Origin of the sequence: Leucobacter sp. L43, from assembly GCF_016597785.1 — a bacterium.
GTDB lineage: Bacteria > Actinomycetota > Actinomycetes > Actinomycetales > Microbacteriaceae > Leucobacter > Leucobacter alluvii.
The window spans coordinates 565833-591064 of the sequence record NZ_JAENJG010000001.1 but is presented as its reverse complement, the minus strand read 5'-3'; the positions used below and the strand labels follow the sequence as shown (position 1 = coordinate 591064).

Below are 25232 nucleotides of genomic sequence, written 5' to 3'. Positions count from 1 at the left end.
GGATGCAGTTGGCGAAAGATGTGAAGCGCGCGCTTCGGCTCGGCAAGCGCGTGCTCAAAGGGCGTCAGGCGTACTTTCAGTTGCGTCAGCTGATCGAGGAGCGAGGGCCCATACCCGAGCAGCACTTCACCATCGGCGTGTACTTCGCCGATAGCGATGTGAACATCTACCAGATGCGGCAGTGGTATGCGCCGCTCCAGAAACTGTCGGAGCGTTGGCCGGTGCTCGTGCTCGCGCGGAACGCGTCGGGCGCGCGTCAACTGATGCGCGAGAGCGGACTCGCGGTCGAGTTCGTGCAGCGCGTGACCGAGATCGAGCGAGTGCTCGAGGAGCAGCGCCTCGACGTGATCCTGTACGTCAACCAGAACACGCGCAATTTCCAGATGATGCGGTACGGGCAGCGCTGGCATGTCTTCGTCAATCACGGTGAGAGCGACAAGATGTACATGACGAGCAACCAGTACCAGACCTACGATTTCGCGTTCGTAGCCGGAGACGCCGCGCGCGAACGACTCAGCCGGGCGCTCTGGAATTACGATGTCGAGGCGCGAACGATGTCGATCGGGCGGCCGCAGACGGATCACCTGGAGGGGGCCCCGCCCTTCACTCCAGACGAGCGAACCGTCGTGCTGTACGCGCCGACGTGGGAGGGCGACAGGCCGGCCGCGAGCTACGGATCGGTGGCCTCGCACGGCGAAGCACTCGTCCGGGCCCTGATCGCGACAGGACGGCACCGCGTCGTGTACCGCCCTCATCCGAGGAGCGGGGTCGTCGACAGCGAATTCGGCGCCGCGAATGCGCGGATCATCGCCATGATCGATGCTGCGAACCGCGCAGACCCCACCGCTCACCACGTCTACGACACGAGCTCGCGTCTCGGATGGCAGCTCAGCCTGCCCGATGTCGCGATCTGCGACATCTCGGCCATGGTCTACGACCGCCTCGCGACCGGGCGGCCGCTCATGGTGACGCGGCCGGTCTCTCCGGAGGCGGCAGTCGACGCAACCGGGTATCTGAGCGTGTGCGAGTGGCTCTCGGCCGCTGATACGCCTGATATCGCTGCGGTGCTCGACCGGGTGATCGGCGACGAGGCCGCGCGTGAGCGGCTGGGAACCTGGTCAGCGCATTACTTCGGCGATACGACGCCGGGCGCCCCCACGCAGAGGTTCCACGCCGCGATCGCCGAGCTGCTCACGCGCGCCGATGCCGAACGGGCGCAGCGCGGACTCGGCTGAGCGGTTTCCCGCCCGTGCTCGGCACGGGGCGCGGAGGGGACCACGGGGCGCGGAGCGGGATCAGACCGGGTGGTCGGCGTTGTAGCGGTCGAGCACGGCTTCGATGTCGCCGTCGAGCACGAGCCGACCGCGATCGAGGTACAACCCGCGCGAGCAGAAGCGCCTGAGGTCGCGCTCATTGTGCGAGACGAGGAAGAGCGTCTTCCCCTCGGCGAGGATCTGCTCGATGCGGGCATAGCACTTCGCCCGGAATGACTTATCGCCGACGGCGAGCACCTCGTCGACGAGGAGCACTGGTTCATCGAGCTGCGAGATGACCGAGAACGCCACGCGCACCTTCATGCCGCTCGACAGGTGCTTGAAGGGCGTGTCGATCACATCCTCCGCACCGGCGAACTCGATGATGGAGTCGAAGCGCTCGGAGATGGTGCGCTTGCTCAGGCCGTGCAGACCGGCCGTGAGCCAGACGTTGTCGCGCACGGTCAGATCGCCGACGAAGCCGCCGGTGATCTCGATGAGCGGCGCGACGCCGGCACTCACGTCGACGCGGCCCTCATCCGGGAAGAGCACGCCGGCGACCAGCTTCAGAAGCGTCGACTTACCTTGACCGTTGCGCCCGACCACGCCGATGGCTTCGCCCGCGCGCACGTCGAACGAGACATTGCGCAGCGCCCAGAAGTCACCCGGCCGCCCGCGCCGCGCACGACCGGAGAACAGATCTTTGAAGCTTCGTCGCGAGCCGCGATTGCGGCGGAACCGCACTCCCAGATCGTCGACGGCGATGATTCGATCGGCCGCCGGAGCGGCTGCCGGGGCGCCCAGATGCGATGCGGTCACGTTACAGCTCCTTCAACACGCCGCCGATGGCGCGGCGGAAAACGAGGATCCCGATTCCCAGGAAGAGAACCGTCATGGCGGTGGATGCGGCGATGAGCGGCCAGTCGAGCTGATCGGGGAAGAATCCGGCACGGAACAGCGCGAAGATGCCGGAGAGCGGGTTGAGCCAAGCCAGCGGCCGGGCGAACTCGGGCAGATCAGCGGCACCGTAGATGATGGGCGAAGCGTAGAACAGGACTCGGAGGATGAGTTTCGTGGCTCGCTCCAGGTCGCGGAAGAAGACGACGAGGGGCGCCACGATCAAACCGACGCCGAGCGTGAGCGCTGCGAGCAGGAGCACGGCCACCGGCATCAGCAGGATGCCCCAGCCGACCGGCGCTCCGCTGAGGATCGCGAACGCGATGAGCACCGGCAGGCTCAACAGGAACTCGATGCCCTTCGAGCAGACGATTCGGCCGACCCAGATCCAATGCGGCAATGCGACTGAGCGCACGAGCTTCACATCGCGCAGGAATGCCCGGGTGGAGTCTGAGATCGCGCCGTTGACCCAGACCCACGGCAGCAGCGCGGTGAGAAGGAAGACGATGTACGGCTGCTCACCGACCGTTCGCTGGAAGACCTGGGTGAAGACGAACCAGTAGATGAGGCTCATCAGCAGCGGATCGAGGATGGACCAGAGATACCCGAGCAGTGACGTCGCGTAGCGGACCTTGAGATCGCGCCGCGTCAGCAGCCACAGCGACGACCACGCGCTGGTGCGCCGGGTCCGAGAACGAGGTGAAAGAGTCACATTGCTATTCTGCCGTCTTCCGGCGGTCGGCGAGGCCACACGAACCGACCCCGAACCTTTGCTAAATTAGAACCCGTGCCGCCCGTAACCCCGTCTGCCCTGCCCGAGCCCGAACCCCAGAGGGGGTCGATGCCAAGTGAAGAGACGGTGATCGGCGAGATGTCGAGTGGGACGAGCGGGGGATCGCGATTGCGCCCCAGTCGAACGGCCGGTGGCGCACCGGCGTCCGCACCGTTGGAGGGGGCCGGCGAATCCGCACCCGAACCGACTCCGGAACCGTCCTCCGCCGATGCGCAAGCGCCGGAGAACGAGCCCGCCGCTGAGACGGCACCGCGTTCCTCGGCCAGGGCTCCCCGGACCGGCCGCATCGAGGTGCCGGTTCCCTCGGTCGTGCGCGCACGGGAGCGCGGCCGCATCGCCGAGCAGAATCCCGTCGTTCTGCGCACCGAAATGCTGACGAAGACCTATGGGTCGCTGGTCGCAGCTGGCGACGTATCGATCGATGTGCACGCCGGATCCTTCACCGGGTTCGTCGGGCCGAACGGCGCCGGCAAGACGACCACGTTGTCGATGATCAGCGGTCTGCTCCGTCCCACCTCGGGTCGCGTCACCGTGAGCGGAGTCGACGTCTGGACGGACGGGCCCGCAGCAAAACGCCTTATCGGCACCCTGCCCGACCGCTTGCGGTTGTTCGACCGGTTGACCGGCGCGCAGCTGCTCTACTACAGCGGGGTGCTGCACGGCGTTCCGGAGGCGGCCGTTGCGACGCGCTCGGCGGAGCTCGCCGAGGCGTTCGGGCTCGAGTCGGCGCTCGGTCGCCTGGTCTCGGACTACTCCGCCGGGATGCAGAAGAAGATCGCTCTGGCCTGCTCCATGATTCACGCGCCGGAGGTGCTGGTGCTCGACGAGCCCTTCGAGGCCATCGATCCCGTGTCAGCGGCGAATGTGACGGACATCCTCGAGAAGTACGTCGCGGGCGGCGGCAGCGTGGTGATGTCGAGCCACAGCCTCGATCTCATTCAGCGCGTCTGCGATCATGTCTCGATCATCGTCGACGGCAGCGTCATCGCTCAGGGAACCGTCGACGCCGTACGCGATGGACTGAGCCTCGAAGAACGCTTCGTGCAGCTCACCGGAGCGAGCGACGCGAGGAAGGGGCTCGAGTGGCTTTCCGGTTCTTCCGACTCCGAGTAGCGCTGCTCGGCGGCGGCTTCCGCGGTTCGTTCGGAAAGGCACTGCGCACCACGCTGCTCTACGCGATACTCGCCGCAGCCGCGGTACTCCTGGCGATCGCACCGACGGTGCTCATCGACGACGCTCAGCAACGATCCGCGGTCGATCTTCTCATCGGCGGCGCGGTGCTGCTCGGCGTGTTCCTCGTGCCGTTCTTCGAGAACCGCAGAATGCTGGAACCGAGACAGTTCGTCCAGTATCCGGCCGGACCAGGCGCGATCGCTGGCGGACTGCTCCTCTCGTCGGTGATCACCTGGCCGTTCTTCCTGCTGGTCGTCTGGCTCGTGGCGCTCACTGCCACGCGTCCCGCCTGGCAGGAGCCAGCCTGGGCGGCTCCCGTGGCCTTCATTCTTGCCGCGCTCTTCGCGGTGGCGAGCGCACGGGTCATGTCGCTCCTGTCCCGTCTGATCGCCGGGCAGCGGTTCGCCGGGGCGCTGCGCACGACAGGTGTCGTGCTCATCGTCGCGCTCCTGCCGCTCGCGGTCTTCGCGGGTGCGACCGTGTTCGCTCCCGGCGGGTTCGACGCCGTCGACCAGGTCGCGGAGAAGCTCGCCTGGACCCCGTTCGGCGCACCCTTCGCTGCCGTCGAAGCGGCTGGTGCCGGCGATCTCGACGCTGCAGGCATGTATCTGGCGATCGTCGCTGCAGCGATCGTCGTGCTGCTTACCCTCTGGTTCGCGCTCGTCGCCGCCTCGAACCGGCGCGTTGAACGCCCGCTCTCACCCGGTGTCGCCCGCAGTGGTCTCGGCTGGTTCGAACGGTTCTCGGCACGGCCGGCACAGGTGATCGCTGCCCGTCAGCTGACCTACTGGGCGCGTGATCCGCGCTATCGAGTCGCACTGTTCGCGATCCCTCTGGCGCCTGTGTTCATGATGCTCGCGTTCTGGGTGGCGGGAGCCCCGCTCACGACGCTCGCGCTCGTGCCGCTTCCGGTCATGCTGCTTCTGCTCGGGTGGTCGCAGCACAATGACATCGCCATGGACTCGACGGCGATCTGGGAGCACGTCGCAAGCGGCACGCGCGGACGAGCGGATCGTGCCGGCCGCCTCGCACCCGTGCTGATGATCGGCCTACCGCTCGCGGTCATCGGCTCGAGCATCACCGTGACGATCGTCGGCGATTGGCGCATCCTTCCGGCCGTCGTCGGAATGAACATCGGGGTGCTGCTCGTCGCGTGCGCCGTCTCGTGCGTGTTCTCCGTGCTGACGCCCTACCCGGCGACGCGTCCCGGCGACAGCCCCTTCGTGCAGCCGCAAGGGGCTGGTACCGGTTCGGGCCTGGCTCAGACGATCGCGATGATCCTCGCGCTGGTACTCGCGGTGCCTCCGGTCTGGTTCGCCGTCAACGCGCTGGTCGACGTCGAGTTCACGGAGAACATGTGGGCACTCGCCTTCGGAATCGGGTACGGCCTCGTGGTGCTGGTGCTCGGCGTTCTGATCGGCGGATGGCTGTTCGATCGCAGCGGACCAGAGCTGATCGCCGTCACCCAGATCTTCGATTGAGCTCGCCCACGGCGGAGTAGACTGAGCGCATGGGTATCTTCACACGCGACGATTCCGACACCGGCGGTGGCACAGATGTGCTCGACCGCGAACTCGAGAAGCTGCTCGAGGATTCGCAGATCGAGGACGGAGACCACGAGCGCTTCTCGCACTACGTCCCGAAAGAGAAGATCATGGAGTCGGCGGTGACCGGGAAGCCGGTCCGCGCGCTCTGCGGTAAGAAGTGGACGCCGTCGCGCGATCCGGAGAAGTTTCCGGTCTGCCCCGACTGCAAGCGGGTCTACGAGCGGATGCGCAAGTAGCGCGTCTCCGCTCAGCGGTACTCGGTGGGGATCGCGGGGTCGCCCCGCGTCAGGCTCATCGCGACCGGGGGGAGCTCCGCCACGCTGGTGCGATGCCGTTCGCGCGCCGCAGCGATGCCGTCTCGCCCCGTGAATCCCGGCTGGACGGTTCCGCCGACGATGAGTGGTTCGAGCACGGTTCGCCCGTCCGATTCCTGCCCCTCGCTCGTTCCTCCGGGCCCGTCGCCGAGCAGAATGAGCTCCTTCGTGGCAACGCCTGCAGCCGTACGTGCACGGCGCACGCTCTTGCGGCCGCCGACTGACGCCTTCTCCGCCGACTTCTTCGCAACCGACACCCACGCACCCGATGCATCCTCGTGGGCGACCAGCTTGTAGACCATGCCCATCGTCGGGGTGCCGGAGCCCACGACGACCGAGGTGCCGACGCCGAAGCTGTCGACCGGGGCGGCAGCGAGGGCTGCGACGGTGTGCTCGTCGAGGTCGTTCGTCACGGTGATGCGCGTGCGAGTGGCGCCGAGTTCGTCGAGGAGGTGTCGCACGCGCCGGACGACGACGGGAAGGTCTCCGGAATCGATGCGCACGGCGCCGAGCTCGGTACCCGCGACCTCGATCGCCGTGCGGACGCCCTGTTCGATGTCGTACGTATCGACCAGCAGTGTCGTCCCGGTGCCGAGCGCCGCGATCTGGGCAGCGAATGCGTCGCGCTCGGTCTCGTGCAGCAGAGTGAAGCTGTGAGCCGCGGTGCCCATCGTGGGAATGCCGTAGCTGCGTCCGGCTTCGAGATTCGACGTCGCCGTGAACCCGGCGATGTAGGCGGCGCGCGCAGCGGCGATGGCGCTGTACTCGCCGGTTCGTCGCGACCCCATCTCGGCAAGCGGTTTTCCGGCAGCGGCGTGCACCATGCGGGAGGCGGCGGTCGCCACGGCGGAGTCAGCGTTCAGGATGCTCAGCGAGAGCGTCTCGAGGAGCACGCCCTCGGCGAAGCTGGACTCGACGGTGAGCAGCGGGGAGCCGGGGAAGAAGACCTCCCCCTCGGGATACCCCCAGATGTTGCCGGTGAACCGGAAATCGGCGAGCCAGTCGAGCGTTCGTGCGCTGACGACCTGCTGCTCGTTCAGGAACGAGAGCTCCTGGTCGGTGAATCGGAAGCGCTCGATGGCTTCGAGGAGGCGCCCGGTGCCGGCGACGACTCCGTAGCGTCGCGCTCCGGAGAGCCGTCTCGCGAAGAGTTCGAACACGCTGCGCCGGTGAGCGGTGCCGGCTTGCAGCGCCGCATCGACCATGGTCAGCTCGTAGTGATCGGTGAGCAGCGCCGTCGAGGTATGCACGCAGTCAGCTTAGCCGGTCGGCCATCGGCGACGCGGGCGATCGTGGATCACCGGAAGTCGCGGGAGTTCACGCCGATCGGAGCGGCGAGCGGTTCGAATGTCTGCGCGATCACATTGACCACGCCCTCGGGTGACCGTTCGAGCACCCCGCGGATGATGAGCGCGGGTGACGCGCGGGCGACGAGCCGATTGCGCGCCCAGACCTGCGCCCAGGTGACGATGTTGACCGTACCCGACTCGTCTTCGAGCGTCAGGAAGGTGATGCCGCTCGCGGTGCCAGGTCGCTGCCGGTGCGTGACGAGGCCCGCGACCTCGATGACGGACCCGGGCGGGGTGTGCCTGGTGCGATCCGACCGGATGATTCCGCGCGCATCGAGCCCGTCGCGCAGCAGGGCGAGCGGATGCGTTCCGGTGGCGACACCGGTCGTCCACAGGTCGAGCGCAGTCTGCTCGGCGGTGTTGAGCACGGGCAGCAGTGGGGGTTGCACGTGCACCGCGATGCCCGGAAGAAATCGTTCGCGGTTGTCTGAGGCGGGAGCTGCCGCCCACAGCGCCTCGCGGCGGTCGAGGCCGAGGCTCTCGCACGCCCCGGATGCTGCGAGCGCCTCCAGCCGGGTGCGATCGAGGTCCGCCCGGCGGGCGAGATCGGCGAGGTCCTGGAACGGCGCTTCGGCGCGGGCGCGCGCGATGCGCTCCGCGGTCTCGCGCTCGATGCCGCGGATCTCGGTGAGCCCGAGCCGTACCGCGAACGCGCCGTCCCTGCGGTGCAGGGCGCTCGTGTCTGGAGCGTCGCGGACGAACGGGCCAGGTTCCGGGTGATGCGGCGCCAGGCAGTCGTCGGAGCCGGTCGGCGGGCGACGATCATGTGCGGCGTCGGCCTCCGATGCGGACGGTTCGGGTGATCGGCCTGGGTCGAGCGGCTCGAGGCTCGAGAGCGCTTCGGAACGCTGCACGTCAGGTGGGCGCACCTCGACGCCGTGCCTGCGGGCGTCCTCGGTGAGGGAGCGCGCATTGTAGAAACCCATGGGCTGCGCGCGCAGCAGACCTGCGAGGAACGCGGCCGGGTAGTGCAGCTTGCACCAGGAGCTGACGTAGACGATCAGTGCGAAGCTGATCGAGTGACTTTCGGCGAATCCGAATCCGGCGAACGCCTCGATCTGCTCGTACATCCGCGTCGCCTCGTCGCCCGTAATGCCGTTGTCGGCCATGCCGTCGAAGAGCTTGGCTTTGAGGCTGTCGATGCGTTCCTGGCCGCGTTTCGAGCCCATGGATCGGCGCAGCAGATCCGCGTCTTCGCCGCTGCACCCGCCCACGGTCATCGCCATCTGCATGAGCTGCTCCTGGAAGAGCGGCACGCCGAGCGTGCGTTCGAGTACCGGCACCAGTTTCGGGTGCGGGTAGACGACATCCTCCTGGCCGTTCTTGCGTCGGAGATACGGATGCACTGCGCCGCCCTGAATGGGGCCGGGCCTGATCAGAGCGATTTCGATGACGAGGTCGTAGAACTTGCGCGGAAGCAGCCGGGGGAGCGTGTTCAGCTGCGCACGGCTCTCGACTTGGAAGACGCCGATAGCGTCGGCCCGGCAGAGCATGTCGTACACCCCGGCCTCCTCTTTCGGCACGGTGTCGAAGGTCCACTGCTCGCCGGTCGACTGCGCGATGATGTCGAAGGTGTGCCGCAGTGCGCTGAGGATGCCGAGTCCGAGCATGTCGAACTTCACGAGACCCATGGTTTCGCACCCCTCTTTGTCCCACTGCAGCACGGTGCGGTGCTCCATGCGTGCGTGCTCGATGGGGCACACCTCACCGACCGGCCGTTCCGTGAGGACCATGCCTCCTGAGTGAATGCCGAGATGCCGCGGCGCTTTCTGGAACGCCTGGGCGAGTCGTTGCACGGAGAGCGGGATCGGGCTCTCCGGATCCTCCTCGATGGTGCGATGGCGGTCGAGACCGCGCGTCCACGCGCGTTGCTGGCCAGCGCTGTATCCGAGGGCTTTCGCGGCGTCGCGGATCGCCGCCTTCGGCTGATAGGTGATCACGTTCGCGACCTGCGCAGCATTGCGCCGCCCGTAGCGCTCGTAGACGTACTGGATGATCTCCTCGCGTCGTTCTGAATCGAAGTCCACATCGATATCGGGTTCCTCGTCGCGCAGACTCGAGAGGAAGCGCTCGAACGGGAGTCCGTAGAAGATCGAATCGACCGACGTGATGCCGAGCACGAAGCAGACTGCGGAGTTCGCCGCCGATCCGCGCCCCTGGCACAGAATTTCCCTGCTGCGTGCTTCGCGAACGAGATCGTGCACGATCAGGAAATAGCCGGGAAAGTCCTTCTGCTCGATGACTTCGAGCTCCCGCTCGATGCGAGACCGATGGCTCTCGGGCAGTGCGATGCCGTAGCGTCGTTCGGCGCCGGCCCAGACGAGGGATCGCAACCAGCTCATCTGCGTGTGACCGTCCGGCACGTCGAGCTTCGGGAGGCGCGGTCGAGCCGCGCGCAGCGGAAAGGCGAGTTCCTCGGCGAGCGGGACCGTGCGCGCGATGGCATCGGGGTGCCTGGCGAAGCGTCGCAGCATCGCGGCGCCGCTGCGCAGATGGGCGGCACCGGAGGCGGGGAGGTGCGGGTCGAGTTCTGCGAGGCTCCGCCGTGCGCGCACCGCAGCCATCGACTCGGCGAGCGGCGCATCGGCAGCGGTGGCGTAGTGCACGTTTCCGGTCACGAGAGTGGGAAGGCCGCGAGCGGCTGCGAGTTCGGCGAGACGGTCGTTTCGTGAATCGTCATCCGGATGCCCGTGGTGGCTGAGTTCGACGTGCACATTGTCGTGCCCGAAGAGCGAGGTCAGCCGGTCGAGCTCGATGAGCGCTTGGGCATCGCCAGCGGCGCGGGTGGCTGCGCCGTCGAGCGCGCGGCGCACCGATCCCTTGCGGCACCCCGTCAGGATCGCCCATTCGTTCCCGCCCGCAGCAGCGAGGGCCTCGAGATCGTAGACCGGTCGCCCCTTCTCGCCGCCGCCGAGCTGGGCCTCGGTGATGGCGGCGGCGAGCCGGTGATAGCCGCTCGCGCCGCGGGCGAGCACGAGCAGATGAGAGCCCATGGGATCGGCGACCCCGAGCTGGGGGGTGTCGAGGCCGAGCGAGAGCTCGGCGCCGTAGACCGTGAGCGGGGCCGTCTCCCCGGACTGCCGAGCACGAGCGTCGGCGGCGTCGGCGGCGTCGGCGAACGACGCGGCACCGTAGAAGCCGTCATGGTCGGTGAGCGCGATGCCCGATAACCGCAGGCGCGCTGCCTCGGCGATGAGCTGCTCGGGGGAGGACGCTCCATCGAGAAAGCTGAAATGGGAGTGAGCGTGGAGTTCGGCGTAGGGCACGACCGAATCAGTGCTCGGCGCAGCAGGGGCAGTCGGTTCGGCGGAGTCCGCTCCCGCATCCTCGTCGCCTCCGACCGAGTCAGGGGCGCGGCCCGAGAGCCGCCGCTCGAACTCGTTCCATGAGAGCGAGGAATTGCTCCAGCGCATGAGACCTCCGGACGCGGATGGATCGGACAGTGTTTCGGGATGCCGCACTCATCGGCGGATCAGTCGTAGCGGCCCTCGGCCGCCCACGTTCCAGTGCTGAAGACCAGCAACCAGGCGTCGCCATCGGCGAGCTGCACTTGCACGCGGAAGCGCGCGGGAGCCCCCTCCCACCACCGCTCCCGTACAGCCCAGGGCGGCGACCAGGCCGCTACGGGAGCGTCGAACTCGGTTGCGGCAACCCGCAGGTGGACGGGGTCCGCCGTCAGCAGATCGTCCGCATCGATCCCGACCGCCGTGCCTGACGAATCGAGGAGTGCTGCCGGCACCAATTCGGGAAACACGCGGCTGGGCGCGGGGCCGGTGAGTGCTCCGGGCCAGGGCCCGGATGCCGAGGCTCGTGCATGAGGGCGTTCGACGCGCGTGGTGCTCCAGGGGACGAAGCGCTGCCGATCCGCCAGGAGGCGCCCGCCCGCGAGCGCGATCGTTCCGACGCCGGTGTGCCCGAGACGGCTCTGTGCGCGACTGAGATGGTGATGCACCCGCTCGTCGGGCTCCGTGCTCCACAGACCGGGTTCGTGGGCGGCGACGTGATCGGTGTGCACCGGTGTGATGCGCACCCTGGTCACTCCGGCACCACCGCGCTCAGTCTGCTTGGCCGCTGACGCAGCCTGCCAACGGATGCGGCCGATGGTATCGGCCGGCGTGAAATGCCTGGGGTGAGCCCATTCGCGCTCGTGCTGCGCCCCGACATCATCGGTGAGCTCGACGCGCAGCGCAGTGCACACCAGACGATCCTCCGTCAGCCCGCCGATGAACCGTTCTGCCAGAGCGCTGCACGCGAATGCCAGTTGATCGGCAGCGTCGATCGGAGTGTCGAACGACAGCTCCACCGAGAGCTCGCGAACCGGTTGCCGCGGGCGCACCTCGGCGCCGTGGCCGGCGCCGGAGGCCGACGCGCGCCGGTGCGCAGCCAGACCCTGCGGCCCGAAGCGCTGGCGGACCGCATCCTCGGGGAGTGCGGCCAACGCGCCGAGCGTGCGGATGCCGAGCCCCTGCAGCGTCTCGGCAAGACCGGCCTCCGCAGCTCTGGAGACCGGGAGCGGGGAGAGGAATGCGGGTGAGGCGCCCGGCGCGACGATGCGGAGTCCCGCGGCCGGGGCAGAGATGCCCGGGTCGGTCGACGCCGAGCGCGCGACCTGCTCGGCGGTGAATCGACCGTCCGCGATCCCGACGCGAGCATCGGGAAGCCCCAGCTGTTCGGCGAGCCGCAGCACTGCGACTCCGGCGGGGGTCTCCCCGCCGTAATAGCGAGACGGCCCTCGTGACCGCATGGCGCAGAGACCGGGCCGCACCACCTCGACGCCCGGTACGAGCTGTTCGAGCGCCGCTGCGATGGGGGCGAACCGTCGCTCATCGGTCTCGGGGTCGTGCGGATACACGGCGAGTTCGGGGCAGCGCGTCTGCGCTTCGCGTTCTCGGAGACCGGTGCGGACGCCGTCCCTGCGGGCGGCTGCGGAGCAGGCGACCACGAGGCGGTTGGCGATGAGTGCGAGCGGAGCATCCAGGGACAGCCCATCGGCCCCGTCGTCGCGGAGGAGAGCGTGCACGGGCCAGTCGGGAACCCAGAAGACGAGGGTGCGATCCGCGATCATGGTGCGCCCAGACGCCTGACGGGAGCGGTGCCGGGAGCAACGACGGCCCCGTGCTGGAATCGGACGGTGTGCCGCCGCGCACCGAGGCGATCCTGCGATTGCACCACCAGCTCGCGATTCGCGAGCATCCCGTGACCGTGACCCAGTCCGTTCCATCGCGAAGCGGTGACGTGCAGCGTGGATTCCGGGCGCGGCCACTCGCCCGAGACCACCAGTGCCGCATCGTGCTCGCGCAACCGTGCTGAGATGCGCTCGGCTTCGCCGGGACTCGGCCGGGAGGGCGGGGTCAGGAGCAAGACGGTGAGCACTTCGGCGAGCGCGCCGGTGAGTCCCAGCGCATCCTCGCCGGGATGCGGGATGACGACGCACCGATCGAGTGCGATGCCGAGTGCAGCGGCGGCTTCCGCTCCGAACGATGCGTCGCCGATCACGCCGCACCATGCCCCAGAAGCCGACGCCTCTGCGAGCATCGCGAGCGCCAGTTGCCGTGACCCCCGCACGGCGTAGCTCGCCCCCATCCGCAATGATCCACCTGGAAGCAGCGGACGCAAGCCCTCCAGTGTGGGGAGTACGCGCGCGTCGAGTCGCACCGGCTGCATCTCGGAGATGCGCTGCTGCAACGAGCGGACGGTCGCGGGGGAGTTCATGGAGGTATATTCGAACATATGTTCGAATAAGTCAATCTCGTGACCGCTGGCGCGTCGCGCTGAAACGACGGCTCGAATCCTGCGTTGCGGACGGCGTAGGATGGACGGGATGAACGAGGACGAGCTAGACGATTACGAGCGCGAAGCCGAACTGTCGCTGTTTCGCGAGTACCGCGACATCGCGAGCCAGTTTCGCTACGTCGTCGAGACCGAACGGCGGTTCTATCTTGCGAACGATGTCGACCTGAAGCGACAGGATGCGGGAAGCGACTTCTACTTCGAGCTCTCCATGACCGATGTCTGGGTGTGGGATGTGTACCGCGCCGATCGTTTCGTGAAGTCGGTGCGCGTGCTCACGTTCAAAGACGTCAATGTCGAAGAGCTGTCTGCTCGCGAGTTCTCCTTGCCGCAGGAGCTCGCGCTCGACGAATAGCCTCGTCTGCCGGCGGTCTCCGCTCACATCGCACTGATTGCGTGCGAACCTCTCACTTCTCCACAAGCCGTGGCGCACTCGCTCCGCGCCCTCCTCATCGCGCCCATGCTGAGATGCCAGGAGGTGCATCATGGAGCGCACAACAGCACGCACGCACGGCACGCAGAGAGGTGTTCCCGGAGGGGAGACGCCTCTCCGAAACCGCACGCTCGGTGCTCGCGGCGAGGCGATCGCCGGCGAGTACCTCGAAGGGCTCGGCTGCCGGATCGTCGACCGCAACTGGCGAAACCGCCACGGGGAGCTCGACCTCGTCGTCACTGATCACGGCGTCGTCGTCGCGGTGGAGGTGAAGACCCGCAGCGGCGACGGCTACGGCACCCCGCTGGAGGCCATCACCGCGCGCAAGGCGGCGCGGTTGCGCCGGTTGCTCCTGGATTGGGTTCGGGTGCATCAGCAACCCGCCTCCGGACTTCGCATCGACGCGGTCGGCATCATTCTGCGCGCCGGCACCGCACCCCACATCGACCATCTGCGCGGGATCTCATGAGCGGGATCGTGTGCCGAGCAGCGTCCATCGCACTCACTGGGCTCCAGGGCACCACCGTGATGGTCGAATCCGCCATCTCGCAGCAGCTCCCTGGGATCGCCATCATCGGGCTCCCCGACGCATCGCTGGCGGAAGCGAAACTGCGCGTGCGCACCGCGACCTCGCAGGCGGGTATGCCGCTTTCCGATCGGTTCATCACGGTGAATCTCGCCCCGGCATCGCTCCCCAAGCACGGCTCCGGATTCGACCTCGCAATCGCGCTCGCCGCGCTCGCCGCATCACGCCACCTCCCGGCGACCGGTCTCGCCGACGTCGCCCATCTGGGCGAACTGGCGCTCGACGGTGCACTCCGCAGGCCGGCCGGGCTGCTCTCCTCGGTGGCCGCTGCTCGGAATCTCGGATTCCTCCGAGCCATGGTTCCCGAGTCGTGCGCCGCTGAGGCCGCACTCGTGCCCGGCATCGAAGTCATTGCGGTGCCTGACCTCGCCAGTGCCGTCGCGTGGTATCGCGGGGAGCGAGGCCGCGGGCGTGCCGTGCGCCCGGAAACGCCGACGACGGCATCAGCGGAGGCCGGGACTCATGACGCCCGCGCGGATATCGCCGACGTCGTTGGGCAGCCGGAAGCGGTCGAAGCGATGGTGATCGCCGCGGCCGGACGGCATCACGTGTCACTGCTCGGGCCGCCGGGAGCGGGGAAGACGCTGCTCGCCACCCGTCTGCCGACGCTGCTCCCCGAACTCGGCGATGATGCGGCGCTCGAAGCCAGCAGCATCGCGTCACTCGGAGGCTCGCCGTTGCTCCAACTCGTGCGCCGACCGCCGTTCGAGAGCCCGCACCATACGGCGTCGGCTGCGTCGATCATCGGAGGCGGGCAGGGCATCGAGATACGCCCCGGGGCGATCACTCGCGCATGCCATGGCGTCCTGTTCCTCGACGAGGCTCCCGAGTTTCCTCGCACGGTGCTCGACGCATTGCGGCAGCCCCTCGAGACCGGGCGGATCGAGATCCACCGCTCCCGCATCCGGACGGTGCTCCCCGCGCGCGTGCAACTCGTGCTGGCCGCGAACCCGTGTCCCTGCGGCAATGCCGGATCGCCGGACACCGCGGTGAGCTGTGCATGCACGCCACGGACTCGTATGAGCTACCGGCAGCGCATTTCAGGGCCGTTGGCAGATCGGATCGACCTGCGCCTGACGCTGCACCGCGTGTCGAAGGTGCTCCTCGACGACCCACATGAGCAGCGGGTGACGAGTTCGCAGCTGCGGGAGCGCGTCGTCAGAGCTCGGGCGATCGCCGCGGAGCGCTGGTCGGGTACCGGGTGGACGGTGAACGCCGAGGTGCCGGGAAGCTGGCTGCGGAGCCAGCGGCTGCGACTCCCTCGGGCTGACACCGCGGTGCTGGATCACGCGCTGGCGCGCGGAGCGTTGACGCTGCGAGGCTACGACCGAGTGCTGCGCGTCGCATGGACCGTGAGTGATCTTGCCGGTGCTGATCGGCCGCGTCGAATGGAAGTCGCTCAGGCGCTCGTGCTGCGCGGAGGTGACCTCGCGTGAACGCGTCGAAGTCGTGCGTACGTGCCGGGGTGGAGGAGCGCTCGGCGCTCGCCGGGCTCGCTCCGGATCAGGACCTGAACGGTGACCGACCGTCCGAGACCGACGGAGGAACGGTAGCGATCTCCGATGTGCTGTTCGCACGGGTCGTGTGGTCCAGGCTCATCGAACCCGGTGACGCGGTAGCCGGCGCACTCATCGGGGCGCTGGGAGCGCCGTCGGCCCTGGACATGCTCGCTGCGACGGATGCGCAGCAACAGCTCGGACGGGCGATGCGCGAGTCAGGGGTCGTCCTGCCTCCCCGAACGCTCTCGGCGGCTGTCGCGCGCTGGCGTCCGCGACTCGACCGCGGCGCGACGCTCACCGACCTCGACCGGGCGCTGGCCGCGGGATTGCGTCTTGTCGCTCCCGAGTCGCCGCTGTGGCCCTCCGCTCTGAACGATCTGGGAGCGCATGCGCCGCAGCTGCTCTGGATGCGCGGCGACGCGACAGTGCTCGCCCACCCCTCGCTCGCCGTCGTCGGGGCACGCGCATGCACCGGGTACGGGACGAGCGTGACCGCTGAGCTCGCTGATGCGGCAGGAACGGCCGGCCTGGCGATCGTGTCCGGTGCGGCGTACGGGATCGATGCCGTCGCTCATCGCGCCGCGCTCGCAACGGGCTCTGCCACCATTGCGATCCTCGCGGGCGGTGCCGATCGAGCCTACCCCGCGGCGCACGCGTCGCTGCTCGACCGCATCGCGGATGGCGGAGCGGTGTGCTCTGAGATGGTGCCGGGCGCCGCCCCCACGCGATGGCGCTTTCTCCAGCGCAACCGATCGATCGCCGCACTCGCCGGGGCCACGCTCGTGACGGAGGCGGGCATGCGCTCAGGGTCGCTCAACACGGCCGGGCACGCGGCCGAACTCGGTCGGAGCCTCGGGGCGGTGCCCGGGCCGGTCACCAGTGCGACGTCAGCCGGCTGTCACCGGCTCATTCGCGAATACGGCGCGACACTCGTGTCGAACGCGCATGAGCTCCGAGAGTTCCTCGGTCTCGGTGACGCGGCGAGTGAACTTCTCAGCGCCCTCGCCGGTCGTCAATCGGCAGTGCATCGCCGAGTGCTCGACGCGCTGCCGCTACGCGGAAGCCGGAGCGCGGAAGACGTGGCGCTCGCCGCCGGGCTGACCGTCGAGGAAGTCCGCGGAGTCATCGCCGAGCTCGAGATGCTCGAATGCGTTGCTCGCGCTGAGGATGCTCCAGGCGGGCAGCGCTGGCGCCTGCTGCGTCGTGAATGACGTCGAGGGGACCTCACCTGGCCACCCGCGACGGTAGTGGAGCCCGCGCCGTGCGTTCGCAGCGGGCTCAGGCGGCGAGGAGCGGGTTGCGTTGCGCCCACTTGGTGGCATCGTTCTCCTGAAGGGCGACGAGGCCGCGCGGGGTGTACGAGATCGCCATGAGTGCCTTGATCCAAGCGGGATTCAGCTGGGGCGTCTTGCCCCCGCTGAAGCGGAAGGCGATCGGGGAGTGCTCCGAGATCCACACCTCGTGTCGCCCGCTTCCCCGGCTCGCATCAACCGCCCAGCTGAGGAAGAATCCCTCCCGTTTCGCGAGCTTCATCCCGATCACCGTTTTCAGGTGAGCGAGCGTGCGGTCTTCGAACTCGTATTCCCGGCCACCGTGCAGTATGTATCCCATACAAGAAGTATGACATAATTTAAGCAACTGAGAAAGTAACTATTTGAGCGTTTGAGAATGAGTGAGGTTGGGCGCGTACAGCCCGTCGGGAACTGGCGCCGCAACCCGGTTCCGACCGCGAAGCATCATCGGCGAGAATCCGCATATGGAGAGGCCATACAATCGCTGGAGATTCATCGGTCGCCGTCGCGCGTGGTCGAAATGAAGTTGAACGGTCGCGAGAGCGACCGCATGATCGATGGAGAGGCCGCAATGGATGGCGAAGCCGAGATGTTCCGCTACCTCGTGGACGCGGTGCAGGACTACTCGATCTATCTCCTCTCGCCTGGCGGGCTCGTGACGACCTGGAATTCCGGCGCAGAGCGCATCAAGGGGTACCGGAGAGACGAGATCGTTGGAAAGTCCTTCGAGACGTTCTTCACCGGGGAAGACCGGGCCGATGGCTTACCCGCCCGCATCCTCGCATCTGCGAACCGTGACGGCCGGATCGAGACGGAGGGCTGGCGGGTGCGCAAGGACGGGTCGCAGTTCTGGGCCCACGTCACGGTGAACGCAGTGCGGAACGATCGCGACGTCGTGATCGGTTTCGCGAAGATCACGCGAGACGTCACCGTTGCCCGCGAGGCTTCGAATGCGCTCCGCCGCGCAGCCTCCACGGACCCGCTCACCGGGATGTGGAATCGATCTGCGTTCCTCTCGGAACTCGCCCAGTGGTCCGCCGATGCGGCTCCGTTCGCGGTCGCGATCATCGACCTCAACGATTTCAAACGAATCAACGACACGCTCGGGCATGCGGCGGGCGACGAGCTGCTGCGCGCCACCGCCGAGAACCTGCATCGCAGGGAAGAACTCGGCATCGTGACCGCCAGACTGGGCGGGGACGAATTCGCCGCAGCCGCGTTGACGCCCGACCCGCAATCGGTCGAAGACTTCGTCGACGGCGTCACCGATGCCATGCGCGCACCGGTGCGCTTCCACGAGAAGACGAGAACAGTGCCGGCCAGTATCGGGATCGCTCGGTTCCCGGCCGATGCGAGCGACATCTCCGAGCTGCTCGTGCGCGCTGACGCCGCCATGTACGACGCGAAGGAGCGCGGAGCCGACGACGCGATGCGCTACCGCGAGGGCCTGCTCGAGCATTCAGCCTCACGTCGATTCCTCGGACGGCAGATTGTGGGCGCCATCGCACGCGACGAGTTCACCGTGCTCTATCAGCCGCAGTCGTCGCTGAAGGATGCAGCCGTCGTGGGATGGGAGGCCCTCGTCCGGTGGAGGCACCCCATTCTCGGTCTGCTGCATCCGGGGGAGTTCATCTCCATCGCCGAGGCCAACGGCACCATCGTGCAGCTGGGAGAGTGGGTGCTGCGACGCGCGTGCCGAGATGCAGCGGGCTGGGGCAACAGCTCCCGCGTGGCGGTCAACGTTTCAGCGGCGCAACTCACAGACGATCAGTTTCTGGGGTCGGTGACGCGCGCCCTCGAGGAGAGCGGGCTCGAACCCGGCAGGCTCGAACTGGAGATCACCGAATCAACGCTGATCTCGCACCGGAAAGAGGTCGTCTCGACCTTCGAGGAATTGCAGAGGCTCGGCGTGCTCATCGCGCTCGACGACTTCGGGACCGGTTTCTCATCGTTGGACACGCTGCTCTCGTTCGGTTTCGACCGGGTGAAGATCGACCGCTCCGTGCTGTACGAGAGTCTGCAGCCGTCTCGCACCCGCGATGTGCTTCGGGCGATTCTTGCCCTCGGCCACGCCCTGACGGCCACAGTGCTGGTGGAAGGCGTGGAAACCGAACAGCAGCGCGAGATCCTCAAGCTCGAAGGCTTCGACGAGATCCAGGGATTCCTCACCGGCCGACCAGGTGCCGGGCCGTCGGACCCCTCGCAGAGCGAAGACGCGGATGCGCCCGGTGCTCAGGGAGCCGGTCGTGACACGGGACTCGAAACGGGACAGATCCTGCTCCCGCGCCCATGACGCCGCAGGCGAGGGGACACTCCGCCGATGCGGGGGGCCCGGAGTGCGCGAACGACGAGAATGAGACCATGCGATTGTCTACAGCCGTCGAGCGGTTCCTCGCGGCGGTGCAACTGGAGTACGGCTACTCGGAGCACACCGTGCGCGCCTACCAGCGGGACCTCGCCTGGTTCGTCTCATTCGCTGCGGCTTCCGATCGCGACGATCTCGCCTCCTGCGACATCGAGCTCATGCGCGAGTGGCTGTGGCAGCGGCAGCAGCAAGGGCTCGCGGCGACGACCATCGCCCGTAACGTCGCCACACTGAAGTCGTTCGGAGTCTGGCTCGAGCGTTCCCGACTCGTGCCTGGGAACCCCGCATCCCGACTGCGCGCGCCGAAAGCAGGGCGGGATCTTCCTCGAGTCCTCGCCGATGAGCAGATGCGCCGACTGCTCGCGCGCGTCGAGGCACGTGCGACCGTCGAGCATCCCGAATCGCTCCGCGACCATGCCGTGTTCGAGCTGCTGTACGCCGCCGCGCTGCGCGTTTCCGAGCTGTGCACGCTGCCGCTGAGCGGCGTCGACACGGAAGCCCGCACCGTCCGAGTGCTGGGAAAAGGAGGGAAGGAGCGAGTCGTGCCGTACGGCGGCCCCGCCGCACGCGTGGTGGATTCGTACGCGACGCTCGCTCGCCCCGCGCTGCTCGCCCGCGCTGCGCAGTCGCCCCGCGCTGCTCCGCCCCCGAGCGATCACGGAGCCCTGTTCGTGGGGAGCCGCGGGGGGCGACTGACTCCGAACGCGGTGTACCGCATGGTGGCACGGGAGCTCGGGGAGGAGACGGGAGGAGGCCCGAGGGGGCCGCACACCTTCCGCCACACGGCGGCGACCCATCTGCTGAACGGTGGGGCTGACTTGCGGGTGGTGCAGGAGATGCTGGGGCATTCGAGTCTGGCGAGCACGCAGGTGTACACGCACGTTTCGACCGAGAGGCTGGCGCAGAGCTATCGGCAGGCGCACCCCCGCGCGTGAGAACCGCACCGCCAGCGCTCACCACGGCAGCAGCACGGGTCGGCTGACGAAGTACCGCATCGGATGCACATACGATCCGTCGATGCGCACTCCGAGATGCACGCACCGCGCGCCGCAATGACCGCCCTCGCCGACGGTGCCGATGGGGGAGCCGATGCCCACGGTGTCTCCCTGCCGCACATCGCTGGACACGGGTTCCATCGAGTACACCGTCTGGTCGTCGACGCGCACAGAGATCACGGGTCGGTCCACGACGGAGCCAGCGAAGCTGACCGTCCCGCCCGCGGGCGCCCGCACCACCGCGCCCGTCGGTGCAGCGATGTCGATGCCCCGGTGGCCGGGCCCGTACTCGTGCGGCGGCGCGCGGAATGTCTCGAGGATCACAAAGCCGGGCAGTTCCAGTGGTGGCAGCCAGCGCGCTTCGCCAGAAGCACCCGTCATTGCCGTGGAGTGGGTCAGAGCGAGCCAGAGAGATGCACCGACCATGAGCCAGCGCCCCCGCGGCATCAGTGCGATTCGTGCGTTCATGCAGACATCGTGGACCAACACGTGCTTTGGATGGTCGGTACCAGCGCGGCTGTGAGGAAGTCGCGCGGGTCGTCCGAGAATTGAGTGGTGTGAGCGAATCAAACGGTGACTGCGCTGGTGTACACTGGACCAGCACCTTGCAAGAGGTGACTTCGCGTGCCCACGCATCGGAGTGACGCCAACGGTCCGTGCTCGTATCGAGCGCGGCGGCTGATCCCGAGGGCACCAGGATCTGGTCGCAATCGCGACCGATGTCAACCGTAATAGGCGCGCCCGCGAGGGTGCGCAGGACAGGAGGACGGCAATGGCCGTCGTTACCATGCGCCAGCTGCTCGACAGCGGCGTTCACTTCGGACACCAGACCCGCCGTTGGAACCCGAAGATGAAGCGCTTCATCTTCACCGAGCGCTCGGGCATCTACATCATCGATCTGCAGCAGTCGCTCGGATACATCGATGCTGCGTACGAGTTCGTGAAGCAGACCGTTGCCCGTGGCGGCAACATCCTCTTCGTCGGCACCAAGAAGCAGGCGCAGGAGGCCATCGCCGAGCAGGCGACCCGTGTCAACCAGCCCTACGTGAACCAGCGTTGGCTGGGTGGACTCCTCACCAACTTCCAGACGGTCACCGGTCGACTGGAGCGCATGAAGGAGCTCGAGCAGCTCGACTTCGAGGGCACGACGAGCGGCTTCACGAAGAAGGAGCTCCTCCTCAAGAAGCGCGAACTCGAGAAGCTGCAGAAGTCGCTCGGCGGAATCCGCCACATGGGCAAGACCCCCTCGGCTCTCTGGGTGGTCGACACCAAGAAGGAGCACCTCGCGATCGACGAGGCGAAGAAGCTCGGGATCCCCGTGATCGCGATCCTCGACACCAACTGCGATCCCGACGAGGTCACCTACCCGATTCCGGGCAACGACGACGCGATCCGCTCGGTCGCGCTGCTCACCCGCGTCATCGCCGATGCTGCTGCTGAGGGCCTCATGGAGCGCCACCAGAAGCCGTCGGAGGGTTCCGAGCAGGCCGCTGAGCCGCTCGCCGAGTGGGAGGTCGAGCTGCTCGGCACCGACGCTCCCGCCGCAGAGGCGCCGGCCGCCGACGCTGCCGCTGCCGAGGAGGCACCTGCTGCCGAGGAGGCACCTGCCGCTGCAGAGGCACCCGCAGCGGAAGAGGCACCGGCCGAGGCCGCTGCCGAGACCCCGGCCGCAGAATAATCTCTGACCGTTCACCGAACGACCACTGAAGGAGTCACACATGGCTGCAGTAAGCATGGCCGCTGTGAAGGAGCTGCGCGATCGCCTCGGCGCCGGCATGCTCGACAGCAAGAACGCACTCATCGAGGCTGACGGAGACGTCGAGAAGGCCATCGAGATCCTGCGTCTCAAGGGCCTCAAGGGCGTCGCCAAGCGCGGCGACCGCGAGGCGAGCGAAGGCCTCGTCGCCGTTCGGCAGACCGAGGGCGCCGCAACGATGATCGAGCTCGTCTGCGAGACCGACTTCGTCGCGAAGAACGAGAAGTTCATCGCTCTGGCGGAGCGCGTGCTCGACGCGATCGTCGCGGCGCAGGCCTCGACCGTCGAGGAGGCCCTCGCGGCCCCCGCCGAGGGCAAGACCGTCGCCGACGTCATCACCGAGGAAGCCGCCATCATCGGCGAGCGCATCGAGGTGCGCAAGCTGTCGCGCGTCGAAGCACCAGCTACCTCGGTGTACCTGCACCAGACCTCGAAGGATCTGCCGCCGCAGATCGGCGTGGTCGTGGGGTACGAGGGCGACGACGCCGAGGCTGCGCTCAGCATCGCGCGTCACATCTCATTCGCGGATCCGCTCTACCTGAGCCGCGAGGATGTGCCCGAGGCCGATGTGGAGAAGGAGCGCGCACTCGTCACGGAGATCTCCAAGAACGAGGGCAAGCCCGAGGCCGCACTGCCGAAGATCGTGGAAGGTCGTCTGACCGCGTTCTTCAAGCAGGTCGCACTCAACGAGCAGGTTCACGCGCTCGACGCAGACAAGCGCGAGGTGAAGAAGGTCGCTGAAGCCGCAGGCATCACCGTCACCGGCTTCGCGCGCTGCAAGGTCGGCGCCTAACCACACACACCGGGACCCGGGCCAGACGGCTCGGGTCCCGTGCTGTGTCCGCACTAATATGGGCTCCGGATGCGATCCGGGCCCGACGACGCTTCCAGCGTCCACGTTCGAAACAAGGAGACACCCCACATGACGAAGACCGCCGATCGTAAGCGTCGCGTACTGCTGAAGCTCTCGGGGGAGGCCTTCGGAGGGGGAACGCTGGGAGTGAACCCAGACGTGGTGAGCCAGATCGCGCGCGAGATCGCCGCGGCGATGGAAGAGGCCGAGGTCGCCGTCGTCGTCGGGGGAGGGAACTTCTTCCGCGGCGCTGAGCTCTCGCAGCGCGGCATGGATCGCGCGCGCGCCGATTACATGGGCATGCTGGGAACCGTCATGAACGCGCTCGCCCTGCAGGACTTCCTCGAACAAGCAGGGATCGAGACGCGCGTGCAGTCGGCGATCACGATGACGCAGGTCGCTGAGACGTACATCCCGCTGCGCGCAATCCGACATCTCGAGAAGGGGCGCGTGGTGATCTTCGGGGCGGGAGCCGGCCTTCCGTACTTCTCGACCGACACCGTTGCCGCGCAGCGCGCGCTCGAGATCCAGGCCGATGAGGTGCTGGTCGCGAAGAACGGCGTCGACGGCGTCTACACGGCCGACCCGCGGCAGGAGCCGAATGCGACCCTCATCGAGAAGATCACCTACAACGACGCTCTCGTGCGCGGCCTCAAGGTCGTTGACTCCACATCCTTCAGCCTCTGCATGGACAACGGCATGCCGATGCGCGTCTTCGGCATGGAGCCGGCCGGAAACGTGACAGCTGCGCTGCGAGGCGCAGAACTCGGCACACTCGTCCACGCCTGACACCGCCTTGCGGGCGGTGCCCGCTAAGCTGGAAATCCGAGCGTTTTCACTAAGGAGTACACCGTGATCGAAGAAGTCTTCGCCGACGTCAAGGACCGCATGAGCCGTGTGGTCGAATCCGCGAAGGAGAGCTTCGCCACGGTTCGCACGGGGCGTGCGAACCCGTCGCTGCTGCAGAACGTGCAGGTCGACTATTACGGAACCCCCACGCCCCTGTCGCAGCTCGCTTCGGTGCAGAACCAGGATGCTCGGAGTCTGCTCGTGACCCCCTACGACAAGGGCGCGATGAAGGGCATCGAGCAGGCGATTCGCGATATGCCGAACCTCGGTGCGAACCCGTCCAACGACGGCACGGTCATCCGCTTGTCGCTTCCCGAGCTGACGACTGAGCGCCGCAAGGAGTTCGTCAAGATCGTCAAGGGCAAGGCCGAGGATGCTCGCGTGGCGGTGCGCAACGTGCGTCGCTCCGGCAAGGACGACCTGGACGCCCTCAAGGGCGAGGTCGGCGAGGACGAGATCGCTCGCGCTGAGAAGGAGCTCGAGGCGGTCACCAAGCAGTTCATCGAGCAGATCGACGAGGCGTCCAAGCGCAAAGAAGCCGAGCTGCTGGAGGTCTGATCCGGATGGCCGGCTCGGAGAAACGCGACGAGATTCGAAGCGCGCTCGAATCGACTCGCGCGCAGCTCGAAGCGACGAATGCTCGCATCGAGGCTCGAGCCGGCCGCAATCTCGCATTCGCCATCGCCTCGGGAGTCATTCTCGGCGGTGTGTTCCTCGCGAGTCTGCTGCTGGTGAAGCAGATCTTCATCGTGCTCGTGGCGATCCTGGTCGGGATCGCGCTCGTGGAACTCGCTTCGGCTTTCCGGGTGGCCGGCCGGCGCGTGCCCCGGGTGGGCGTCGTTCTCGCAGGCCTCGTCGTGGTCGCCGGTGCGGCGTTCTGGGGCGCCGAGGGCATGCTCATGGGCCTCTTCGCCGGATCGCTGCTGCTCATTCTCTGGAGGCTGGTCGAAGGCCTCGTGCCGCGTTGGGAGGCGCCGGCGCGGACACTCGTGCGTGACGTCTTCTCCGGCTGGTTCACGCTCGTGTACGTCGCATTCCTGGCATCGTTCACCGTGCTGCTGGTGCTCGCGGAGCACGGCGAGTGGTGGGTGTTCGCGCTCGTTCTGGTCGTCGTCTCGGTCGACGTGGGCGCTTATGCAGCGGGCGTGACGTTCGGCAGGCGCAAGATGACCCCCCGGATCAGTCCGAACAAGACCTGGGAGGGCTTCGCAGGGGCTGCGATCGTTGCGGCAGGAGCGGGCGTCCTGGTATCGGTGCTCGCCCTCGGACAGCCCTGGTGGGTCGGCATCATCATCGGCGTCGTGGTGCTCTTCACCGCGACGGGCGGCGACCTCACCGAGTCCCTCATCAAACGCAATTTGGGTGTGAAAGACATGAGTTCCTGGATTCCTGGTCACGGCGGTTTTCTCGATCGCCTCGATTCTCTGCTGCCGTCCGCGGTGGGCGTCTACGGCGTCGCGCTCGCGCTGGGTGTCGTGTGATGGCGCG

At 67.5% G+C, this 25232-nt stretch carries 23 protein-coding genes; 15 read left to right on the top strand and 8 right to left on the bottom strand.

The features are described 5' to 3' along the window. The first annotated feature begins 2 nt into the window (after positions 1–2). The gene (locus JE033_RS02745) at positions 3–1235 is read left to right on the top strand and encodes a CDP-glycerol glycerophosphotransferase family protein (RefSeq protein WP_200329317.1); all 1233 of its coding nucleotides are present in this window, start codon (positions 3–5) and stop codon (positions 1233–1235) included. Between the two features lie 60 nt (positions 1236–1295). Here the strand turns inward: JE033_RS02745 and JE033_RS02740 are convergent, their stop codons facing one another. Both JE033_RS02740 and JE033_RS02735 read right to left on the bottom strand, forming a co-directional pair. Continuing rightward, positions 1296–2072, bottom strand: a complete 777-nt coding sequence (locus JE033_RS02740; protein ID WP_336661567.1) for an ABC transporter ATP-binding protein — start codon at positions 2070–2072, stop codon at positions 1296–1298. Between the two features lies 1 nt (position 2073). Beyond that, complete coding sequence (locus tag JE033_RS02735; protein WP_090148177.1) at positions 2074–2862, bottom strand: ABC transporter permease; 789 nt, start codon at positions 2860–2862, stop codon at positions 2074–2076. A gap of 129 nt (positions 2863–2991) precedes the next feature. Between JE033_RS02735 and JE033_RS02730 the strand changes: the two genes are divergently transcribed. The 3 genes from JE033_RS02730 to JE033_RS02720 are packed head-to-tail and all read left to right on the top strand — an operon-like array spanning position 2992 to position 5899. Further along, complete coding sequence (locus JE033_RS02730) at positions 2992–4056, top strand: ABC transporter ATP-binding protein (RefSeq protein ID WP_200329315.1); 1065 nt, start codon at positions 2992–2994, stop codon at positions 4054–4056. Beyond that, entirely contained in the window at positions 4026–5597 is a 1572-nt protein-coding gene (locus tag JE033_RS02725; RefSeq protein ID WP_200329313.1) for a hypothetical protein, read from the top strand. The genes JE033_RS02730 and JE033_RS02725 overlap by 31 nt, the downstream gene beginning before the upstream one ends. A 29-nt stretch (positions 5598–5626) precedes the next feature. After that, complete coding sequence (locus JE033_RS02720; RefSeq protein WP_090148186.1) at positions 5627–5899, top strand: DUF3039 domain-containing protein; 273 nt, start codon at positions 5627–5629, stop codon at positions 5897–5899. 11 nt (positions 5900–5910) lie between these two features. On the opposite strand, the gene JE033_RS02715 is transcribed toward JE033_RS02720, so the two are convergent. The 4 genes from JE033_RS02715 to JE033_RS02700 are packed head-to-tail and all read right to left on the bottom strand — an operon-like array spanning position 5911 to position 13038. Next, a complete protein-coding gene (locus JE033_RS02715; RefSeq protein ID WP_200329311.1) occupies positions 5911–7227 on the bottom strand; it encodes a nicotinate phosphoribosyltransferase in 1317 nt (438 codons plus the stop codon). 47 nt (positions 7228–7274) lie between these two features. Further along, positions 7275–10739 carry an error-prone DNA polymerase gene (locus JE033_RS02710; RefSeq protein WP_200329309.1) on the bottom strand — a complete coding sequence of 1155 codons (3465 nt, stop codon included), beginning with the start codon at positions 10737–10739 and terminating at the stop codon, positions 7275–7277. A gap of 59 nt (positions 10740–10798) precedes the next feature. After that, positions 10799–12391, bottom strand: a complete 1593-nt coding sequence (locus JE033_RS02705; protein ID WP_200329307.1) for a DNA polymerase Y family protein — start codon at positions 12389–12391, stop codon at positions 10799–10801. After that, positions 12388–13038 (bottom strand): hypothetical protein, encoded by a 651-nt coding sequence (locus JE033_RS02700; RefSeq protein ID WP_090149651.1) that lies wholly within the window; start codon positions 13036–13038, stop codon positions 12388–12390. Before JE033_RS02700 ends, JE033_RS02705 begins: the two co-directional genes overlap by 4 nt. Before the next feature lie 109 nt (positions 13039–13147). On the opposite strand from JE033_RS02700, the gene JE033_RS02695 reads away from it, so the two are divergent. From JE033_RS02695 to dprA, 4 genes are all read left to right on the top strand, one after another. Further along, the gene (locus tag JE033_RS02695) at positions 13148–13471 is read left to right on the top strand and encodes a DUF2469 domain-containing protein (RefSeq protein WP_090148195.1); all 324 of its coding nucleotides are present in this window, start codon (positions 13148–13150) and stop codon (positions 13469–13471) included. A 130-nt stretch (positions 13472–13601) separates the two neighbouring features. After that, positions 13602–14018, top strand: a complete 417-nt coding sequence (locus JE033_RS02690; RefSeq protein ID WP_200329305.1) for a YraN family protein — start codon at positions 13602–13604, stop codon at positions 14016–14018. Next, positions 14015–15571 (top strand): YifB family Mg chelatase-like AAA ATPase, encoded by a 1557-nt coding sequence (locus tag JE033_RS02685; protein WP_200329303.1) that lies wholly within the window; start codon positions 14015–14017, stop codon positions 15569–15571. Before JE033_RS02690 ends, JE033_RS02685 begins: the two co-directional genes overlap by 4 nt. Next, entirely contained in the window at positions 15568–16845 is a 1278-nt protein-coding gene (dprA, locus tag JE033_RS02680) for a DNA-processing protein DprA (RefSeq protein WP_200329301.1), read from the top strand. Before JE033_RS02685 ends, dprA begins: the two co-directional genes overlap by 4 nt. Positions 16846–16912: 67 nt before the next feature. Here dprA and JE033_RS02675 read toward each other — a convergent pair whose 3' ends face one another. Continuing rightward, entirely contained in the window at positions 16913–17245 is a 333-nt protein-coding gene (locus JE033_RS02675) for a hypothetical protein (protein WP_090148237.1), read from the bottom strand. 201 nt (positions 17246–17446) lie between these two features. Here JE033_RS02675 and JE033_RS02670 point away from each other — a divergent pair, with 201 nt between their 5' ends. Both JE033_RS02670 and JE033_RS02665 read left to right on the top strand, forming a co-directional pair. Next, positions 17447–19219, top strand: a complete 1773-nt coding sequence (locus JE033_RS02670) for a bifunctional diguanylate cyclase/phosphodiesterase (RefSeq protein ID WP_234037224.1) — start codon at positions 17447–17449, stop codon at positions 19217–19219. A 68-nt stretch (positions 19220–19287) separates the two neighbouring features. Then, a complete protein-coding gene (locus tag JE033_RS02665) occupies positions 19288–20226 on the top strand; it encodes a tyrosine recombinase XerC (protein WP_200329297.1) in 939 nt (312 codons plus the stop codon). 18 nt (positions 20227–20244) lie between these two features. Here JE033_RS02665 and JE033_RS02660 read toward each other — a convergent pair whose 3' ends face one another. After that, on the bottom strand, positions 20245–20754 hold the full coding sequence (locus tag JE033_RS02660) for a murein hydrolase activator EnvC (RefSeq protein ID WP_200329295.1): 510 nt from the start codon (positions 20752–20754) through the stop codon (positions 20245–20247). A 304-nt stretch (positions 20755–21058) separates the two neighbouring features. Here JE033_RS02660 and rpsB point away from each other — a divergent pair, with 304 nt between their 5' ends. The 5 genes from rpsB (at position 21059) to JE033_RS02635 (ending at position 25225) form a co-directional block, all read left to right on the top strand. Further along, positions 21059–21964, top strand: coding sequence for a 30S ribosomal protein S2 (rpsB, locus tag JE033_RS02655; protein WP_200329293.1), 906 nt, complete (start codon positions 21059–21061; stop codon positions 21962–21964). Between the two features lie 40 nt (positions 21965–22004). Next, positions 22005–22835, top strand: a complete 831-nt coding sequence (gene tsf / locus JE033_RS02650; protein WP_090148248.1) for a translation elongation factor Ts — start codon at positions 22005–22007, stop codon at positions 22833–22835. A gap of 129 nt (positions 22836–22964) precedes the next feature. Next, the gene (gene pyrH, locus JE033_RS02645) at positions 22965–23684 is read left to right on the top strand and encodes a UMP kinase (protein ID WP_200329291.1); all 720 of its coding nucleotides are present in this window, start codon (positions 22965–22967) and stop codon (positions 23682–23684) included. Positions 23685–23747: 63 nt separating this feature from the next. Continuing rightward, a complete protein-coding gene (gene frr, locus JE033_RS02640; protein ID WP_090148253.1) occupies positions 23748–24302 on the top strand; it encodes a ribosome recycling factor in 555 nt (184 codons plus the stop codon). Positions 24303–24307: 5 nt separating this feature from the next. Then, a complete protein-coding gene (locus JE033_RS02635; RefSeq protein WP_200329289.1) occupies positions 24308–25225 on the top strand; it encodes a phosphatidate cytidylyltransferase in 918 nt (305 codons plus the stop codon). The last annotated feature ends 7 nt before the right edge of the window (positions 25226–25232 follow it).

Excerpts from the sequence above, each read along its gene's own strand:
- JE033_RS02745 (WP_200329317.1), top strand. The coding sequence starts at position 3 with ATGCAGTTGGCGAAAGATGTGAAGCGCGCGCTTCGGCTCGGCAAGCGC.
- JE033_RS02730 (WP_200329315.1), top strand. The coding sequence starts at position 2,992 with ATGCCAAGTGAAGAGACGGTGATCGGCGAGATGTCGAGTGGGACGAGC.
- JE033_RS02720 (WP_090148186.1), top strand. The coding sequence starts at position 5,627 with ATGGGTATCTTCACACGCGACGATTCCGACACCGGCGGTGGCACAGAT.
- JE033_RS02710 (WP_200329309.1), bottom strand. The coding sequence starts at position 10,739 with ATGCGCTGGAGCAATTCCTCGCTCTCATGGAACGAGTTCGAGCGGCGG.
- JE033_RS02705 (WP_200329307.1), bottom strand. The coding sequence starts at position 12,391 with ATGATCGCGGATCGCACCCTCGTCTTCTGGGTTCCCGACTGGCCCGTG.
- JE033_RS02700 (WP_090149651.1), bottom strand. The coding sequence starts at position 13,038 with ATGAACTCCCCCGCGACCGTCCGCTCGTTGCAGCAGCGCATCTCCGAG.
- JE033_RS02695 (WP_090148195.1), top strand. The coding sequence starts at position 13,148 with ATGAACGAGGACGAGCTAGACGATTACGAGCGCGAAGCCGAACTGTCG.
- JE033_RS02690 (WP_200329305.1), top strand. The coding sequence starts at position 13,602 with ATGGAGCGCACAACAGCACGCACGCACGGCACGCAGAGAGGTGTTCCC.
- JE033_RS02685 (WP_200329303.1), top strand. The coding sequence starts at position 14,015 with ATGAGCGGGATCGTGTGCCGAGCAGCGTCCATCGCACTCACTGGGCTC.
- JE033_RS02675 (WP_090148237.1), bottom strand. The coding sequence starts at position 17,245 with ATGGGATACATACTGCACGGTGGCCGGGAATACGAGTTCGAAGACCGC.
- JE033_RS02670 (WP_234037224.1), top strand. The coding sequence starts at position 17,447 with ATGAAGTTGAACGGTCGCGAGAGCGACCGCATGATCGATGGAGAGGCC.
- JE033_RS02665 (WP_200329297.1), top strand. The coding sequence starts at position 19,288 with ATGCGATTGTCTACAGCCGTCGAGCGGTTCCTCGCGGCGGTGCAACTG.
- JE033_RS02660 (WP_200329295.1), bottom strand. The coding sequence starts at position 20,754 with ATGAACGCACGAATCGCACTGATGCCGCGGGGGCGCTGGCTCATGGTC.
- rpsB (WP_200329293.1), top strand. The coding sequence starts at position 21,059 with ATGGCCGTCGTTACCATGCGCCAGCTGCTCGACAGCGGCGTTCACTTC.
- tsf (WP_090148248.1), top strand. The coding sequence starts at position 22,005 with ATGGCTGCAGTAAGCATGGCCGCTGTGAAGGAGCTGCGCGATCGCCTC.
- pyrH (WP_200329291.1), top strand. The coding sequence starts at position 22,965 with ATGACGAAGACCGCCGATCGTAAGCGTCGCGTACTGCTGAAGCTCTCG.
- JE033_RS02635 (WP_200329289.1), top strand. The coding sequence starts at position 24,308 with ATGGCCGGCTCGGAGAAACGCGACGAGATTCGAAGCGCGCTCGAATCG.